Consider the following 16,158-nt stretch of genomic DNA (forward strand, 5'->3'; position numbering starts at 1 on the left):
CGTGCCATAAAGTGAGAGCCACCACAGGCTTCCATTGCGATGGTTGTAGCGGGGCATGTCGCCAAAAATTCGATTAACTTTGGCCGTGTAAATTTTTTACGGTAAACAGCCTTGCCGCGACGATCTTGGCAATGAATATGGAAAGAGTTTTTACCCAGATCGATACCAATGAGCGCAATGTTTTCCATGATAGTTCTCCGAATGAAAGCCTATCCTCAGCATAGTACCGGGAAGGAGGGAGTGACCATCTCATTAAATATCCTACGCTAAGCCTGTTTATTGTATAGGCTACTATCCACTGAGCGTAAGGCGCGATATTTACTCTGTCCCAGTTTGAGTTTTTTTTCGCCAGACGTAATCGCCTCTCAGGTTGATATGTTCCCATCCCAGCGGGGACAAATGGGTAATCAGTTGCTCATTAATCGGTATCGCTTTCCGTCTCAAAGAATTTATCGCTCTTTCTATATATACCGTATTCCACAGTGAGATCGCCGCAATCAGCAGCGTCATACTGCTGGCTCGATAGTAATGAATCTCCACCCCCCGATCTCTGATTTCGCCCAGCCGGTGTAAAAAAACGCTCGGGCAAGGGCATTGCGCGCCTCACCTTTATTCAGCCCCGCCTGTGCACGTCGACGCAGTGAAGGATCCCTGAACCAGTCACCTTTCGATACGCCTAATCTCTCTCAGCGCCTTTGCCAGACCATTCTGTTTCGGATGACTTGCCAGCTTTTTCATCATCAGTGATGCTGATACCGTTCCCTACTTTATAGAACTTGCCAGACGCAGCACCTTGTGGCAGTGCGTTTTCCCGCCCGCCAAGCGGAACACAAGAAGATAATTCTTGATCACCATCACTTCAATTTTCATTTTTTTTACTTCTCCCCGAATCCTTTTCCCTTGTTCCCCCCTCTTATTGGGTAATGGTATGGCGCGACATCGTCCAGCCCTTAAATCCGGAGTAACCACTTCCCTAAAGATAGAGGAAAAATATGAATCGTTATCTGAAATCCATGGCAGCAGGCTTCATCGCAACCATCGTGCTGTCTGCTCTGATGGTGATGAAAAGTTCTATGGGCATCATGCCCGAACTCAACCCCGTCGGCATGCTCAGCGGTATGGCTCACTCCATGATGGGTATTTCTGCGGGGCTGAACATTGGTTGGCTCGCTCATTTCATGATCGGCACGGTACTCTGGGGGCTGCTTTTTGCGCTGTTGTATAACCGGTTGCCGGGGCAAAGTGCCACAAAGAAAGGACTAATGTTCTCCGTACTGGCCTGGTTGTTGATGATGTTAATACCGATGCCCATGGCCGGTGCCGGATTCTTCGGCATAACACTGGGTATTATGGCGCCGGTGATGACACTAATACTGCATCTGATTTGGGGGGCTGTCCTTGGTTACACTTACGGACGTATGACAACTTCCCCGTTAACGCAGGGACACCCTGCCGAATAAACAGGGAGGGATACCTGACAAGGATTAAACTATGAAAGACGAAAACACTCCAAAAATCGGTGCCTACTGCGGACTGGATGGACAAAATTGCCAACCCTGCATTGTCTCCAGGGTATTGCTCATCATTGTCGTGGGATATGCACTTTTTTACCTTTTTGCCGCCCTGAAGTAACAGGTAATAGCCATTCGTTATCGGATAGTCGACAGTGAGTAATCAGGTTCTCAGCGAGTGTCTTTTCATGGAGGCACTGCCGAGTCAAAAGGCTCCCCGATACGTTTAATGGGGCCATTTTATCCCGTCACAAAGTGACATTCATAGGAACACTGACATGAAAAAACACACCGCTGCTGTAGTTGCCCTGGCGCTGGGGAGCGTACTGGCTTCCGCATCGACGACAGCCTTTGCCGCCGACAAACCGGCTATGGAGAAATGTTTTGGCGTAGCCCTGAAAGGAAAAAATGACTGTAAGGCAGGGGCAGGTACGACCTGTGCAGGAACAGCCAAAAACGATTATCAGGGAAATGCATTCAAAATGGTACCTACCGGTACCTGCCTGAAAACTGACTCATCCACATCGCCAACCGGTAAAGGTCAGTTACAGGCCTTTACCGAAAAAGCGTCCTGATAATAACCCGTCACTCAGGGAGGCCACCAGAATGACTGCCATAAACCCGATGCCAGCTCTTTATGATGGTCACCCTGCCAGGGCGATAAACCATCATCTCCCCCTGCGCGCAGGAACTGGCCTCAAACCCCAGCATTTTTCAACAATAATTGATGACCAGCCGGATATAGGTTTTTTTGAGGTCCATGCCGAAAACTATCTCGTTGCGGGCGGACCGCTTCACCACTATCTGCAACGTATTCGCAGACACTACCCGTTGTCTATTCATGGTGTTGGCATGTCTATTGGAGGGCAGGCCCCCCTGAACAGAGCCCATCTGGAGGAAGTTTCCAGGTTGGTCCAACAATATCAGCCGGCCGCTTTTTCGGAGCATCTGGCATGGTCAACACATCAGACACATTTTCTCAATGACCTACTGCCCTTGCCATACACCAAAGAAACACTCCTGCGTGTGTGCAGCCACATAGATCAGGTCCAGGAGAAGCTGAAGCGTCCGATTTTGTTGGAAAATCCGGCTACTTATGTTGAGTTTGCTGCATCGACTTGGTCCGAGACTGCTTTTTTAACCGAGATCCTCAGCCGGACCGGATGCGGCCTGCTGCTTGATATTAACAATCTTCATATTTCCAGCATTAATCACCATTATGATGCCGTTACAATGTTACAGGAACTTCCCACTGAGCATGTGGGGGAAATACATCTGGCTGGTCACACCCAATCTCTGGACAGTATGGGGGCACCATTGCTGATAGACAGTCATGACTGTCAGGTATCCGACCCAGTCTGGGCGCTTTATAAAACAGCACTGCGTCATACCGGCCCGGTTGCCACGATCATTGAATGGGACAGCAATATTCCCGCATTTTCAGTACTGATGGAGGAGGTTAAGCGTGCAGACTATCACCTGCGATCCCTCTGAGCCTGATTATGAATCAGCCTTCGGCTATCCGTTACTGAGGCCAGAACTTGAAGCACCACTAGGATTACGGACCTGGAATGGCAGCGATCCGGCACAGCGTTATGGAATTTATCGTAATAACGTTATGGTTTCACTGACCGAAGCCCTTGCGGATAATTTCCCGACGATACGTACTCAGGTCGGGGAGGCCTTTTTTACCGCCATGTCCGCCTGCTATATCCGGCAACACCTGCCAGACTCACCGGTACTGGCGTTCTATGGTAGCAACATGCCGGCGTTTATTGCGGCCTTTGAGCCGCTGAGAGATTATCCTTGGCTTAGCGACCTGGCGCGGATGGATATGGCATTTATTCGCGCCTCGCATGCCGGGGATGCGGCTGCACCGGTGTATTCTTCTCTGCCGGAAGAACTCATGATGCTTAAGGTCGTACTGCATCCATCTCTGCAGCTGATGTGCTCATCCTGGGCCATCTTTTCTTTGTGGATGCGTGACCGCGACGGGGACCAGGGAATGGAAACTGAATTTGTTGATCCTGCTCAGCCGCAGAGTGTCATGCTGTTTCGCCCGCACCTGGATGTTATGGTCCAGCCAATACAGTTGGCCAGTGCCCGATTCGTTGATGCACTGATGGCAGGTAAAACGCTAATGAAGGCACTGGAGGACGGTCTGGACTGTGATGCAGCTTTTGAACCCACACTCATTCTGCGGGGGCTGATACATCGCGGACTGGTTTTGAATTTTTCACACGATGTTAACGGAGAGACTTTATGAAGTGGGCTGCACATTGCCGCGGATGGCGCACCTCCCTGCAGCAAGGAACTGCGCGCTATGCCAGTGAGGTCGTTGCGATACTCGCCAGACTTGGACTGGCGGCCACCTTCTGGTTGTCGGGACAAACAAAGGTTGACGGACTGCATATCAATATTCTGGGAGGCGAGCCCCTGCAACTGGGATGGCCGCATATTACAGCGGGTACCTTGGCTTTGTTCCGCAATGAATATCGTCTGCCCGTCCTGCCTCCCGAGATTGCGGCAGTCATGGCGGCTAGTGCCGAGCATATACTGTCATTCCTGCTTGTCATCGGGCTGGCGACTCGCCTTTCCGCCGCCGGTATTCTGAGCATGACACTGGTGATCGAGGTGTTTGTGTACCCCGATGCCTGGCCGACGCATGCCCTCTGGGCAACTTCATCTCTTTTTCTTATAACAAACGGGTCCGGTCACCTGTCACTCGACTGGTTGATATTCCGTGGGATTAATCGCCAGAAGTGAACCGCTACGCCGCCACAGGGGGTGTGGACGACATGACTGATTTACTGATACTCAAAGGCGAAACATGACTGAGTAAACCCTTCACCGATCCGCAGAGCAACTGGACCTACGCTGCCATCACAAAAAGCATGCATACCCGTTTTTCGGCAACCAGACTTTTAAGAGGGCCGTTTGCAAATCGAAAGTTGTTATACATTGAGCTCTTTTAATGGTCGGTGTATTTCACTATGAAATTGATTTTAATGCAGTTTATAAGGCTCTGTAAGTTTACTTTGACAAAGGGTGCAGCATATGAATTTAGGCAAGGGATTATTATTGGTTGCCATATTTATTTTGGCCGGGCTTTTTCTATTTTACTCATCAGGCCACATTCTGAGCCTGGCCGGAATAAAGAATAGCCAGGCTGCATTAAACCACTGGGTGGTTAACAGACCGCTGCTATCGGGGTGCTTGTTCTTTCTGTTATATGTGCTGATCACAGCACTTTCCTTACCCGGCGCAGTGCTGATGACTTTGTTGGCTGGTGCACTATTTGGTTTAACGGTCGGAACTCTACTGGCTTCCTTTGCTTCTACATTGGGTGCCACATTGGCTTTACTGATGAGCCGATTCCTGCTACGTGGATGGATACAGCAGCGTTTTGCCCGACGCCTGATGGCAATTGACACGAATATTCATCAAGGGGGGGCTTCCTACCTGTTTGCACTGCGGCTGGTACCGATATTTCCATTCTTTCTAATCAATTTGGCAATGGGGCTCACTCGATTGCCTGTTTCAACGTTTTGGTGGGTGAGTCAGTTAGGCATGTTGCCCGGTACGTTGGTGTACGTCAATGCAGGACGGGCTCTGGGGCAATTAGAATCGCTGACAGATATTATCTCCCCCGGGATAATTGGCGCTTTTGTCTTGCTGGGGCTACTCCCGCTAATTTCTCGCAGGGTAATAAATCATTTAAATGCCCGTAAACGTGACAAACCATGGCCAAAACCACGTCATTTCGACCGTAACATCATTGTGATCGGCGCAGGTTCCGGTGGATTAGTGTCCGCCTATATCGCGGCGGCAGTGAAAGCAAAGGTCACATTGATCGAGAAAGGACCTATGGGCGGAGATTGTCTTAATACCGGGTGTGTACCTTCCAAAGCATTAATCCGTGCGGCCCGGCTGGCGCACGACCTGACAAAGGCATCCGCATTGGGATTCCGGCATGTTGCTGGCGAAGTGGACTTTTCTGCGGTAATGGAAAGAGTCCAGCAGGTGGTGCAGCGCATAGAGCCACATGATTCAGTGGAACGCTATACTCAGCTTGGTGTGGAAGTCATCTCGGGGGCTGCCACCGTGACATCACCTTGGCATGTCACGGTGAACGGGCGGCAGTTAAGTGCCCGCTCTCTGATCATTGCCACCGGCGCTCGACCGGTTATTCCTGTTATTCCCGGTATAGAACACATCGCGCCGCTGACGACGGAAAATATCTGGATGCTGCGTGAGAAACCGCAACGACTGCTCATTCTGGGGGGGGGGCCGATAGGCTGCGAACTTGCTCAGGCTTTCCAGCGTTTAGGGTGTGCCGTAACGATGGTGGTCAGAGGTGAACGTCTGCTCAAGCGTGAGGACCGATTGGCCGCTGAAGTAATCATGGATAGTTTGCGGGCCGACGGTGTGGATCTGCGATTGGCACATCAGGCACAGCGTTTCGTTTGTGAAGGGCATAAGCAATGGCTGGAATGTCGTAATAAGGTTGATGGTAGTGACGTTGTGCTGCCATTCGACCGGGTGTTACTGGCTCTGGGCCGCCGGGCCAACGTGAGTGGCTTCGGGCTGGAGACACTGTCGTTGAAAATTCGGGACGACGGTACGCTTGAAACCGATGACTTTCTGGCCACCCGTTTTCCGCATATCTTTGCAGTCGGAGACGTCACTGGTCCGTATCAGTTCACCCACGCGGCTGCACATCAGGCGTGGTATGCCGCGGTGAATGCCTTGTTTGGCTCATTCAAACGCTTTCCCGTGGATTACCGAATTATGCCGCGGACCACGTTCACCGATCCGGAAGTCGCGCATGTAGGGCTTAATGAGCAAGAGGCTCAACAGGCCGGTGTGGCCTATGAAACCACGTGTTTTAATCTGGCTGAGCTGGACAGGGCCATTACAGAAGATGCAGCCCACGGCTATATTCAGGTGCTGACTGCACCTGGAAAAGATCGCATTTTGGGTGCGACTATCGTGGGGGAGCAAGCTGGTGAACTTATCACCGAATACGTCTCAGCCATGAAACAGGGTTATGGGCTAAATAAAATATTGGGCACTATTCATGTTTACCCAACGCTGAGTGAAGCAAATAAGTATGTAGCCGGAGAGTGGAAGCGCAATCATGCACCTCAACGCGTGTTGAGCTGGTTAGCGCGTTTTCACCAATGGAGTTTAGGGCGATGAAAACCTTTGGGACGCTGCTGATTGGTGCCGGTCATGCTCATTTGGAGGTATTACGCCACTGGGTTGACGTGGGCGCGCCGTTCGGCGATGTTGCTTTACTGTCACCTTCGCCCGATGCCTGGTATTCAGGCATGCTCCCGGGATTACTTGCTGGACGCTATCAGTCCGAACAGTGTCGTATTCCATTAAGCCCTCTTTGTCTCGCAGCAGGAGTGACGTTGATGCAGGGGAAGATGATAGCACTGGATGCGCAGACTGGCCGCGTTAGTTTGGAAGATGGACGTTTACTACAGGGGGAATGTGTGTCCTTGAATACCGGCGCGGCATTGCGTTCTCCGCACAATCTTTCATCCGTAATGGACGTATTGCCGGTGAAACCCTTTGCCGACTTTTTGATTCGCCTTGCACACTGGCAGCGGCATCCGGGATCCCTGGCAATAATTGGCGGGGGCGCCGCGGGTGTGGAGCTGGCACTGGCTATGTCGAATCAGACGCCGTCACTGACTCTGTTCTGTTCAGATATGCTGTTAGGCTCGCATGCTCCCGGGGTACGCCAACGTGCGCACTACCACCTGAAACGGGCGGGAGTGCAAGTGCAGGAACATTGCCCAATAGATGCAATCCAGGGAAACGGTCTGTTGAGTGGACAACAAATTGTTTGGGAGGGTAATCGGGTACTCTTGGCCAGCGGGCCTGCGCCCGCATCCTGGTGGCAATCTTCCGGATTATCCTGTGATGATCGTGGATTCATTCAAATCACTACCACGCTACAAAGTGCATCGCATCCACATGTTTTTGCAACGGGTGATTGCGCAACGCTCCCCGATACGCCTAAAAGTGGCGTATATGCGGTGCGACAAGGGGCAGTCTTGGAGGAAAATTTGCGCCGCGCAGCACGGCAGGAATCATTGAGGCCCTTCAGGCCACAATCTAGAGCAGTGGCACTGCTGGCCGATGGTCAAGGCGGCGCCATAATGAGTTGGGCTGGTTTAAGCGCAGAAGGGAAATGGGCCGGGGTATGGAAAGATATTCTCGACCGGCGATTCATCCAACGGCACAGTCTATGACTGTCAACGTAATTTCAACAGGGTGGATGGAATGTTGCAAAAGGCAGGATGGAAAATGTGGGTGCCTATACTGGCGCTTGGTATGTCGTTACAGGCGATAGCGGATAGCCGTTGGAATGAAATAAAACAGCAGGCGCAAGGACAGACCGTCTATTTTAACGCCTGGGGGGGTGATACTGCAGCCAATAACTATCTGCGCTGGGTTGCGACAGAAATGAAACAACACTATGCCATCACAGTAGAACGGGTACCGCTGGCTGATACGGCAGATGCCGTGCGTCGTATCCAAACCGAGGCATCTGCTGGACGGCAGCAAAAAGGCTCGATAGATCTACTGTGGGTTAATGGAGAAAATTTTAGCACACTAAAGCAGGCCGGGTTGCTTTACGGCGGTTGGGCAGAGCGTCTCCCCAACTGGCGCTATGTCAATTTGACTCTGCCGGTTCGTGAGGATTTTTCCGTTCCGACAGAAGGGGCTGAGTCTCCCTGGGGAAGCGCACAATTGACATTCATTGCCGATCGGCGGCAGTTATCACAACCCGTCAGCGATCCACAGGCATTACTGACTCTTGCCCGAGAGCAGCCAGGCCGACTGAGTTATCCACGGCCACCGGACTTCACCGGTATGGCCTTTTTGGAACAACTGTTGTTGTCACTCAGCCCGACACCGCAGTTATTAAAACAACCTCCCGATGTTAAAACATTTGCCTTAGTCACTGCCCCGCTATGGCATTATCTCGATCAACTGCATCCCTCGTTGTGGCGGCAAGGTAAAGATTTTCCCGCATCGGCAGCACGTATGGATCGTATGCTGGCCGATGGCGTGTTAAAAATTTCTCTTACGTTTAATCCTGCCCACGCCGCCAGCCTGATTGCCAACGGGCAATTACCTGATTCGGCCTACACCTTTGGTTTCAGTAAAGGGATGGTGGGGAATGTCCATTTTGTCGCCATTCCAGTTAATGCCAATGCCAAAGCGGGCGCTCAGGTATTGGCCAACTTCCTGCTGTCGCCTCGTGCGCAGATCCGCAAAGCCGATCCGCGTTACTGGGGCGATCCTAGTGTGTTGGATAGCGATAAACTACCGCCAGAATTACGGCGGACAATGCACGATATCTCTCCCTCGGCAGGGATGGTTGTCCCCGTGTTGAGTGAGCCGAATGCGGGGTGGTCCGCCGCTCTTGAGGCGGAATGGCTGAGGCGTTACGGCGTACATTGATGCCCTTACTACGTTCTACATTCGGCAGAGGGATCGCATGGGGGGGGGTCAGTTTGATCTTTTCCCCCTTGCTGCCAGGCCTCTGGTTGATGTTATCCCCCGCTTTTCACGGCGATAGCTGGTTGGCATTCTGGCTCGACGGGCAATGGCGACAAGCACTGATCGCCACGTTGACTTCATCGCTGATCGGCAGCGTCGGTGCTTTGCTGCTTTGCTTATTGGTGATTGTCGGAATTTACCCGGGAAAAGCGTGGCAACGTTATCAACGTCGTTTGCCGATGCTACTTGCCGTTCCGCATGTCGCTTTTGCTACGGGAAGCCTGTTCCTGTTTGCCCCGACGGGATGGTTGGCACGATTGGGGTTAGGCTCGTTGGCCGATGGGGATCCTCATGCTATTGGTCTGGGTATCATACTGGCGCTGAAAGAGAGCTGGTTTCTGCTATGGATAGCGGGAGCTCTACTTAAACGCACGGATTTACAGCGCCAACTCACCATCGCCCACACTCTGGGGTATGGACGATGGCACAGCGCCTTCGTGATCCTTTTGCCGCAATTGTTACCGCAGCTGGCATGGGCGCTGTTGGCCGTGACGGCATATAGCATTTCCTTAGTGGACACTGCGATTATTCTTGGGCCTGGCAATCCGCCAACCCTGGCTGTGTTGGCATGGCAATGGCTGAACGAGCCTGATATTCAGATTCAGGCTAAAGGGACGATCGCCGTCCTGTTGTTGACTGCGATATTGGCAGCATTATCCTTGTGCGGCTACGCCTTTTGGCGTTTGTTGCACTATTGTCCATTACCCATAACCGGCCGACGGTATGGTGGGACAGCTAAACGACTCTTGAGCGGGTTGGCGATGATGATGACAACCATCGGTTATCTGGTCCTGCTGTTATTGTTGCTTTGGTCAGTGGCTGGTAGTTGGTTTTACCCTCGGTTATTGCCTGAGGTATGGTCAGTGGTAGGTTGGTCACGAGGGGATTACGCGTCGTTACTCACTACGTTTACACTAGGTGGCGTGGCCAGTTTGTGTGGTTTGATTATTGTGGTTGCCTGGCTTGAATGGGGGGATGTGCGACGGGGGCAGTTTCTCTGGTTGCCGCTATTGCTGCCCGCTTTACCCCTGGCGATGGGCCAGTACGAGGTACTATTGAGATTAGGGCTGGACGGAACATTTTCTGGTGTCGTATGGAGTCATTTATTGTGGGTAGTTCCTTATATGTTGCTGATACTGGAGCCGGCGTATCGGCATCTTGACACTCGTTTGCTGGTAGCCGCCCGTTCTTTAGGGTTATCCGATTGGCGTGTGCTCTTAAGGGTAAAGTGGCCCTTACTTTCTCGGCCACTGCTCGCCGCAGTCGCGATCGGTTTTTCTGTCAGCGTTGCCCAATATTTGCCAACGCTCTATGCCGGAGCGGGGAGGTTTGCCACGGTCACGACTGAAACCGTGGCGCTGAGTGGCAGTGGCGATCCGCGGGCACTAGCCGTTCATGCTTTGCTACAGCTGCTTCTGCCAGGCTGCGTCTTTTTTATGGCTGTGTCGCTTAGCCGGCTGGTTGGCCATTATCGACGAGGATTACGCTAATATGTTGTCTGTCAGAAATTGTACTATTCACGGCGGTGATAATTGCTTATTGCAAAACCAATGTTTCGATGTGGCTCCCGGCGAGATATTAACCTTGATGGGCGCGTCGGGTACGGGTAAGTCCACCTTGCTCGGCTGGATGATTGGTGAGTTACCTCCGGATTTTTTCGGTTCAGGAAGCCTCTGGTTAAACGGCACTCGGAGAGATGGATTGCCAACAGAAAAGCGGCGTATTGGTATTTTGTTTCAGGATGACCTGTTATTTCCTCATTTGAGTGTAGGGCAAAATCTGGCATTGGCATTACCGGCTCAGCTGAAAGGTAAAAGGTCGCGCAGAGAATATATTGAGAACTGCCTTATAGATGCTGAACTGGGTGAGTTTTATCAGCGAGATCCCGCGACGTTATCCGGTGGGCAACGCGCCAGGGTGAGCGTTCTGCGGTCTCTGATCGCCGAACCTGAGGCATTGCTGTTAGATGAACCTTTTAGTCGTTTGGATGAGCATTTACGCGGGCGTTTTCGCCAATTTGTTTTCAGTCATATTCAACAGCGTGGCATTCCCGCGTTGCTGGTTACTCATGACGAACAAGATATTCCACCGGATGGACGCGTGAAAAAGCTTGAGGAGAGAGCTGATGTTTGACCGTTATTTGCTTAAAAAAAGCAGTAACATTCGTGAAGTGTGCGCAGTCACATTGCAACGCCGTGGTGTAAAGGCTGATTGGATCAGTTGGTTTGGCTTTGGCATCGGGATGATGGCGGTGCCATTGCTTATTGCTCATGCTTATTACTGGGCGCTGCTGTGTATTGTGTTCAACCGTATGGCCGACTTGCTGGATGGTGCTGTAGCCCGGTTGGATGGCCCAACGGATCGCGGTGCATTTCTGGATATTACTTTAGACTTTCTGTTTTACTCCGCCATTCCACTCGGGTTTGCTTTGGCAATACCGGCAAATAACGCCTTGCCTGCGGCCATTTTGATTTACAGCTTTATTGGGACCGGGTGCAGCTTTCTTGCCTTTGCCGTTATCGCCGCCAAGCGGGGGATGGAGAGTACCGCGTATCCAAGCAAAGGGTTCTACTATTTAGGCGGCCTGACTGAAGGGAGCGAAACGGTCTTGGTGCTACTGTTAATGTGTCTGTTTCCTGGCTGGTTTCCGCTGATAGCGTATGGTTTTTCAGCGCTTTGTTGCATCACTGTAGTGACTCGGGTTGTCGCTGGTGTTTCATTGTTTAAGAACAACTACGGAAAGGTCAAACAGACCGGCGCTGGCATCTGATATGATCACAATCATAGAGCTAGCCATTCAGGCTAGCGAGTCATGATAATAAATCTTTGAGCAACTCAAAAGTGATGCTAATAGCCCTCAGTGCTTATCAGGGATTCACGAATGAGCTCGCGTGCCCGATGCAAACGACTTTTAACAGCACCAACACTTACATTTAGTTGGGAAGATATTTCGGCTATAGTTAACTCTTCAAAATCTCGCATGAGAATCACGTCGAGATAATGAGCAGGCAAAGACCTAAGAGCTCTGGCCAGGTCTAGGCGAAGTGAGTCCGGGCTTCTTTCCTGCAGGAGAGTTTCAGCAATATCGTGATCCAGAGCGACATGCCGGAACATCATTCGCTGAAGTTTTTGGCACTCCCTCCTGATGACGGTAAACAACCACGAGGAAAAGGCAGCTGCGACTTTAAGGGCAGTGACCTTACGCGAAATTATCAGCAATGACTCCTGTACAGCATCGTCGACATCGCTTGCATGGCAGTGTCGGCGGGCATAGCGACGGGCATCAGCCTGAGTGGTGGCAAGCAACGCAGACATTGCTTTTATGTCGCCTCTCTGTGCTGATTCAATCAAACTTTTCGTGGCTTTGGTGCCCATACACTCTCCCGGTAGTATTAACCAATATATTGCAATCCCTCTGGTTTAAAGATTTAAAAGCACGTAGTCAGTCCCTTCAGTCATATAGGTATACTCTATTGGTTATTTTCATAATCAGCATAATCAATGTTCTGCAACGTAACAAACATTTAAAAAGTAAAGAGCCTGCATTGATACTGCAGGCCGTAAAATGAAAAATTATTTCTTCTTCCATTCATACTTACTGAAAGGTGCATCTAGTGGTGTGTCAGCAATATGGTTTGTGTAATTGCTAATTGTCTTCTGAGCGGCGCACAGAATGACCTCAAGAATATTTTTACGGGTGAACCCTGCTGCAAGGAAGGTTTCCACATCATTCTCAGTGACCTCACCGCGCTTGCGTATTACCGCAAGAGTGAACGACCTCAGGACTTCAAGGCGGCTATCCTGAAGCGGTGTTTCATCCCGCAATGCATTTATGATGTCATCACTGACTTTCATTGAATGTGCAATTGCCGTATGAGCAGGCACACAATAATGGCAGTTGTGCTCTACATTAATTGCCTGCCACACCACGGTTTTCTCGTCATTATTGAAACTGGTATGGAGAAACAATTCATGGAGCTTAAGATAAGCTTCCACCAACTCCGGCGACTCGGCCATTACCGCGTAGAGCGAGGGTACGAAGCCTGCACGTTTCTTTATGTTCTCAAGTAACACCTTGCTCTTTCCCGGTGCATTTTCCGGCGTGTGTAAAGTAAAATCTTTCATATATTCTCTCCAGTTAACGAATTAATGATTTGCGAAAGGGCGAAAATATCTCTGGCAACAAAGTCTGGTTTGGGTGCAAGGGGATAGAGAGTTTGCCCTTTTCTGGCTATAAATGCGGTTTTCATCCCCGCAAGTTTTGCTCCTCCTACATCCCAGCCATGTGCTGCAATCAGCATACATTCTGAGGCCGGTCTTCCCATCAAATGGACTGCCCAGTTGTAAACGCTCAGGTCGGGTTTGTATTTACACAACTCTTCAACACTGAGGGTCTTACTGAAATAGCCATCGATGCAGGCTGAACGGAGTTGGCTCTCAGCGAGTTCAGCAGATGAGTTGGTCAGGGCGACCAGTGTAAAGCCCTGTTGGCTCAGTGCTGATAATCCCCTGGCTACATCAGGATGTGCAGGTAATGAAGCAAGCACTGCCGAAAGTGGCTCGTCAGATTCAGCTAAAGATATGCCGTACCGCTCGGCAGTCATCTCAAGCACAGCCTCTGCAATATCGCCAAAGCGGTGCCAGGAACCGGTAACGGTTTCAACAAGTGAATAGTGTAACAAAGAGGTGAACCAGACGTCGGTAAGGTCCTGCCTGTTGGCAAGCCTCTTTCCTGCATACTCTTTGAGCGAAGCAGTATCCAGAAGGGTTTCATTCACATCAAAAAAGAGAATTCCTTTCGTTTCTGGCGTGTCACTATCGTCTGTCATATGAGCTCCGGTCCGGATGATGACTTTTATAAAAACGGATATTTACTGCACTCTGCAAATAGAGTAGGTTTAAGATAGATGAATTTGAGTGATCACTCAATAAAAACCTGAGCGTTCACTCAATAATTATATTATTTTATATAATTCAGTGAGATAAATGGCAAGACCAACATTACATGACAAGTCGGAAACGTTAGGCAGGGCAATTCATGTGTTCTGGCGTAAAGGTTTCAGCAACACATCAATAAAAGACCTTGAGATGGCACTGGATATGCGTCCTGGAAGTATTTATGCCTCTTTCGACAGCAAAGCAGGTTTGTTTACGCAAGCTCTGTCAGTCTATGCGACACACCAGGCAGATAAAACCAGGTCTGTTATTCAGGCGCAGCAGAACCCGCTGGACGGCCTTCTGACGCTACTCTGCTGCTTTGCACAGGAAAAACCAGACGGCCAGCCCTCTTACGCCTGTTTTTTGGTGAAAAGCCTACTCGAAATGGAGAACGACGAGGGTGAAATGAAAAACTTAATAAGACAGCATTTGCTGACAATGGAGAGTATTTTCAGTGATGCTTTTAGCGATGCGATTTCGATGGGATATGTCGCGGATCCTGACAGGCCAGAGCATGCTCCGTCGCGCCTGGCTCGCATGCTGCAAACCAAAATTATCGGTATCAGAATAATGTCCCTACAACTTGCACAAAATGATCTGCTACGAGAACTGACAGATGACTGCGCCCAGTTTATAGAAGAACTTAAAAAGAGTCCGGATACTGAGATACTTGTAAATGATGGCCTTTAGCGTGGCTGTGTTGAATAATTCGGACTTTTAGAGCAGATCACAATTAAACGAAGGCAGAGTCATCGCAATGGCGGCAGGCGTAAGATTTGGGCGGAAACCTCATCAGAAATCTTCCGCCGCACTGGAGCTTATCCGGCATGAAACGCCTATTAAAATGGTGATGGAGAAAACCGGTATATCCAGGGCAACTTATTTCAGGTTAAAAAAGCTCATGCGTCATCTTTTTCGTTTTATGCTTCATAACGCTTCTCACCTTACGTTCGGTGCGCTGCTGATAGCTATGTCCAGCTTTGGACAGACCTATTTTGTGTCACTTTACGGGCAAGATTTTCGCTAGGCCTTTGGGCTCACCGACGGCAGCCTGGGCGGCTTGTACGCGATCGGAACGGTGATGAGCGCCATCACGCTGATCTGGGCCGGACGGATGATCGACTACACCACGACCAGCCGCTTCACGCTGGCAGTCACCCTTCTGTTACTGACGGCCTGCCTGCTGATTTCTGGCGCACAGTCTGCGTGGATGCTCTGCATCGGGTTTTACTTTCTGCGCCTCGGCGGTCAGGGACTGATGGTACAACCGCACTGACCGCAACGGCGCGTCAGTTCCCCCTTGATGCAGGCAAGGCCCTCGGCGCCATTGCGCTGGGACTCTCGCTGGCGCAGGCCGTTTTTCCCGTGATTGCGCTGCAGATAAGCGCGCTGACGGGATGGAGGGTTGCCTGGGGCATCAATGCCGGTATGCTTGTTGCTGGCGTGGGGGTAGCGTTGATGTTTTTGCCCAGCGGCAAAGATAAGCCGCTGCGCACGTTCAGAAAACGGGGGTGATGAGAAGGAAAAAGAGGCATCGGTATGGAGAAACCGTAACCTGCTGCTAGCGCTGTCTGTCGTGCTGGCCTCCCCCTTTATCACAACCGGCTTCTTCTTCCACCAAGCGAGGCTGGCGCAGGAGAAGGGCTGTGTGCTGTCGTGGGTGGCGGTATGGTTTATTGCCTACGCCATTACCCAAGCGGTATCGTTGCTGTAGTTTGGCCCGCTGATTGACCGTCTTTCACCACGCAGGCTGTTGCCGTGGTTACTGATGCCACAGTCCCTAGCCATGTTGGCGCTGTGGCTCAGCAACGGTCTGTGGGTAACGCCTTTTTACCTGATTATGATCGGCGTATCGTCGGCTATTGCCTCAACGCTTGCCACCGCTCTCTGGGTGCAGTTGTTTGGTCCGGCGCAGCTAGCCAGGGTGCGCTCAGCTGTTGGGGCAGGTACCGTGATTGCCCGCGGGGCATCTCCGGTAAGCATGGGCGTCCTGATAGATAACCATGTCACCCTGCATCTACAGGCGTTGTTCTGCCTGGTCTACATTCTTGGGGCCAGCCTGCTGGCCACCGATATCAGGACTGATGCACCGCAATAATGCGACTTTTCCGTGATGCACATC

18 protein-coding genes and 2 pseudogenes are annotated in these 16,158 nt (G+C 51.0%); 15 read left to right on the forward strand and 5 right to left on the reverse strand.

The features are described 5' to 3' along the window. Window positions 1-188, reverse strand: a pseudogene (locus tag ACSIPU_RS28970) (IS110 family transposase); the annotation flags it as partial. 78 nt (window positions 189-266) lie between these two features. Beyond that, window positions 267-810: pseudogene (locus tag ACSIPU_RS28975) on the reverse strand (Tn3 family transposase); the annotation flags it as partial. A gap of 182 nt (window positions 811-992) precedes the next feature. On the opposite strand from ACSIPU_RS28975, the gene ACSIPU_RS28980 reads away from it, so the two are divergent. The 12 genes from ACSIPU_RS28980 (at window position 993) to ACSIPU_RS29035 (ending at window position 11,868) form a co-directional block, all read left to right on the forward strand. Then, complete coding sequence (locus ACSIPU_RS28980; RefSeq protein ID WP_040063686.1) at window positions 993-1,460, forward strand: DUF6789 family protein; 468 nt, start codon at window positions 993-995, stop codon at window positions 1,458-1,460. Window positions 1,461-1,491: 31 nt separating this feature from the next. Then, window positions 1,492-1,632 carry a hypothetical protein gene (locus tag ACSIPU_RS28985; protein ID WP_154708701.1) on the forward strand — a complete coding sequence of 47 codons (141 nt, stop codon included), beginning with the start codon at window positions 1,492-1,494 and terminating at the stop codon, window positions 1,630-1,632. A gap of 157 nt (window positions 1,633-1,789) precedes the next feature. Further along, window positions 1,790-2,086, forward strand: a complete 297-nt coding sequence (locus ACSIPU_RS28990) for a BufA1 family periplasmic bufferin-type metallophore (protein WP_040063687.1) — start codon at window positions 1,790-1,792, stop codon at window positions 2,084-2,086. A 31-nt stretch (window positions 2,087-2,117) separates the two neighbouring features. Beyond that, entirely contained in the window at window positions 2,118-3,005 is an 888-nt protein-coding gene (gene bufB / locus ACSIPU_RS28995; protein WP_040063688.1) for an MNIO family bufferin maturase, read from the forward strand. Continuing rightward, complete coding sequence (locus ACSIPU_RS29000; protein WP_052318399.1) at window positions 2,977-3,777, forward strand: HvfC/BufC N-terminal domain-containing protein; 801 nt, start codon at window positions 2,977-2,979, stop codon at window positions 3,775-3,777. Before bufB ends, ACSIPU_RS29000 begins: the two co-directional genes overlap by 29 nt. Next, complete coding sequence (locus ACSIPU_RS29005; RefSeq protein WP_052318400.1) at window positions 3,774-4,277, forward strand: DoxX family protein; 504 nt, start codon at window positions 3,774-3,776, stop codon at window positions 4,275-4,277. The genes ACSIPU_RS29000 and ACSIPU_RS29005 overlap by 4 nt, the downstream gene beginning before the upstream one ends. A 291-nt stretch (window positions 4,278-4,568) precedes the next feature. Continuing rightward, window positions 4,569-6,713, forward strand: a complete 2,145-nt coding sequence (locus ACSIPU_RS29010) for an FAD-dependent oxidoreductase (RefSeq protein ID WP_040063690.1) — start codon at window positions 4,569-4,571, stop codon at window positions 6,711-6,713. Beyond that, window positions 6,710-7,780, forward strand: coding sequence for an FAD-dependent oxidoreductase (locus tag ACSIPU_RS29015; RefSeq protein WP_040063692.1), 1,071 nt, complete (start codon window positions 6,710-6,712; stop codon window positions 7,778-7,780). Before ACSIPU_RS29010 ends, ACSIPU_RS29015 begins: the two co-directional genes overlap by 4 nt. 34 nt (window positions 7,781-7,814) lie before the next feature. Then, window positions 7,815-8,999, forward strand: a complete 1,185-nt coding sequence (locus ACSIPU_RS29020; RefSeq protein WP_371830788.1) for an ABC transporter substrate-binding protein — start codon at window positions 7,815-7,817, stop codon at window positions 8,997-8,999. Between the two features lie 89 nt (window positions 9,000-9,088). Next, on the forward strand, window positions 9,089-10,588 hold the full coding sequence (locus tag ACSIPU_RS29025; RefSeq protein ID WP_125026362.1) for an ABC transporter permease: 1,500 nt from the start codon (window positions 9,089-9,091) through the stop codon (window positions 10,586-10,588). Between the two features lies 1 nt (window position 10,589). Then, window positions 10,590-11,231 (forward strand): ATP-binding cassette domain-containing protein, encoded by a 642-nt coding sequence (locus tag ACSIPU_RS29030; RefSeq protein ID WP_040063697.1) that lies wholly within the window; start codon window positions 10,590-10,592, stop codon window positions 11,229-11,231. Further along, window positions 11,224-11,868, forward strand: a complete 645-nt coding sequence (locus ACSIPU_RS29035) for a CDP-alcohol phosphatidyltransferase family protein (protein WP_044067597.1) — start codon at window positions 11,224-11,226, stop codon at window positions 11,866-11,868. The genes ACSIPU_RS29030 and ACSIPU_RS29035 overlap by 8 nt, the downstream gene beginning before the upstream one ends. 77 nt (window positions 11,869-11,945) lie before the next feature. Here the strand turns inward: ACSIPU_RS29035 and ACSIPU_RS29040 are convergent, their stop codons facing one another. The 3 genes from ACSIPU_RS29040 to ACSIPU_RS29050 all read right to left on the reverse strand — a co-directional run bounded on the left by ACSIPU_RS29040 (window position 11,946) and on the right by ACSIPU_RS29050 (window position 13,927). Next, window positions 11,946-12,473, reverse strand: coding sequence for an RNA polymerase sigma factor (locus ACSIPU_RS29040; RefSeq protein ID WP_040063699.1), 528 nt, complete (start codon window positions 12,471-12,473; stop codon window positions 11,946-11,948). A gap of 198 nt (window positions 12,474-12,671) precedes the next feature. Beyond that, window positions 12,672-13,223: a carboxymuconolactone decarboxylase family protein gene (locus tag ACSIPU_RS29045; RefSeq protein ID WP_040063701.1), complete on the reverse strand. Its 552-nt coding sequence runs from the start codon at window positions 13,221-13,223 to the stop codon at window positions 12,672-12,674. Further along, window positions 13,220-13,927, reverse strand: a complete 708-nt coding sequence (locus ACSIPU_RS29050) for a haloacid dehalogenase type II (RefSeq protein ID WP_040063703.1) — start codon at window positions 13,925-13,927, stop codon at window positions 13,220-13,222. The genes ACSIPU_RS29045 and ACSIPU_RS29050 overlap by 4 nt, the downstream gene beginning before the upstream one ends. 157 nt (window positions 13,928-14,084) lie before the next feature. Here ACSIPU_RS29050 and ACSIPU_RS29055 point away from each other — a divergent pair, with 157 nt between their 5' ends. The 3 genes from ACSIPU_RS29055 to ACSIPU_RS29065 all read left to right on the forward strand — a co-directional run bounded on the left by ACSIPU_RS29055 (window position 14,085) and on the right by ACSIPU_RS29065 (window position 16,134). Then, window positions 14,085-14,726 (forward strand): TetR/AcrR family transcriptional regulator, encoded by a 642-nt coding sequence (locus ACSIPU_RS29055; protein ID WP_040063704.1) that lies wholly within the window; start codon window positions 14,085-14,087, stop codon window positions 14,724-14,726. A gap of 391 nt (window positions 14,727-15,117) precedes the next feature. Next, window positions 15,118-15,312 (forward strand): hypothetical protein, encoded by a 195-nt coding sequence (locus tag ACSIPU_RS29060; protein ID WP_040063706.1) that lies wholly within the window; start codon window positions 15,118-15,120, stop codon window positions 15,310-15,312. Window positions 15,313-15,762: 450 nt separating this feature from the next. Further along, complete coding sequence (locus tag ACSIPU_RS29065; RefSeq protein WP_322972610.1) at window positions 15,763-16,134, forward strand: hypothetical protein; 372 nt, start codon at window positions 15,763-15,765, stop codon at window positions 16,132-16,134. The last annotated feature ends 24 nt before the right edge of the window (window positions 16,135-16,158 follow it).

Source organism: Klebsiella sp. HN106 (genome assembly GCF_051209435.1).
Taxonomy (GTDB): domain Bacteria; phylum Pseudomonadota; class Gammaproteobacteria; order Enterobacterales; family Enterobacteriaceae; genus Klebsiella; species Klebsiella oxytoca.

Bases quoted from the DNA above. Each gene is read 5' to 3' on its own strand.
- ACSIPU_RS29040 (WP_040063699.1), bottom strand. From the start codon at position 12,473: ATGGGCACCAAAGCCACGAAAAGTTTGATTGAATCAGCACAGAGAGGC.
- ACSIPU_RS29015 (WP_040063692.1), top strand. From the start codon at position 6,710: ATGAAAACCTTTGGGACGCTGCTGATTGGTGCCGGTCATGCTCATTTG.
- ACSIPU_RS28980 (WP_040063686.1), top strand. From the start codon at position 993: ATGAATCGTTATCTGAAATCCATGGCAGCAGGCTTCATCGCAACCATC.
- ACSIPU_RS28985 (WP_154708701.1), top strand. From the start codon at position 1,492: ATGAAAGACGAAAACACTCCAAAAATCGGTGCCTACTGCGGACTGGAT.
- ACSIPU_RS29035 (WP_044067597.1), top strand. From the start codon at position 11,224: ATGTTTGACCGTTATTTGCTTAAAAAAAGCAGTAACATTCGTGAAGTG.
- ACSIPU_RS29030 (WP_040063697.1), top strand. From the start codon at position 10,590: ATGTTGTCTGTCAGAAATTGTACTATTCACGGCGGTGATAATTGCTTA.
- ACSIPU_RS29010 (WP_040063690.1), top strand. From the start codon at position 4,569: ATGAATTTAGGCAAGGGATTATTATTGGTTGCCATATTTATTTTGGCC.
- ACSIPU_RS29050 (WP_040063703.1), bottom strand. From the start codon at position 13,927: ATGACAGACGATAGTGACACGCCAGAAACGAAAGGAATTCTCTTTTTT.
- bufB (WP_040063688.1), top strand. From the start codon at position 2,118: ATGACTGCCATAAACCCGATGCCAGCTCTTTATGATGGTCACCCTGCC.
- ACSIPU_RS28990 (WP_040063687.1), top strand. From the start codon at position 1,790: ATGAAAAAACACACCGCTGCTGTAGTTGCCCTGGCGCTGGGGAGCGTA.
- ACSIPU_RS29045 (WP_040063701.1), bottom strand. From the start codon at position 13,223: ATGAAAGATTTTACTTTACACACGCCGGAAAATGCACCGGGAAAGAGC.
- ACSIPU_RS29055 (WP_040063704.1), top strand. From the start codon at position 14,085: ATGGCAAGACCAACATTACATGACAAGTCGGAAACGTTAGGCAGGGCA.
- ACSIPU_RS29025 (WP_125026362.1), top strand. From the start codon at position 9,089: ATGTTATCCCCCGCTTTTCACGGCGATAGCTGGTTGGCATTCTGGCTC.
- ACSIPU_RS29005 (WP_052318400.1), top strand. From the start codon at position 3,774: ATGAAGTGGGCTGCACATTGCCGCGGATGGCGCACCTCCCTGCAGCAA.
- ACSIPU_RS29060 (WP_040063706.1), top strand. From the start codon at position 15,118: ATGAGCGCCATCACGCTGATCTGGGCCGGACGGATGATCGACTACACC.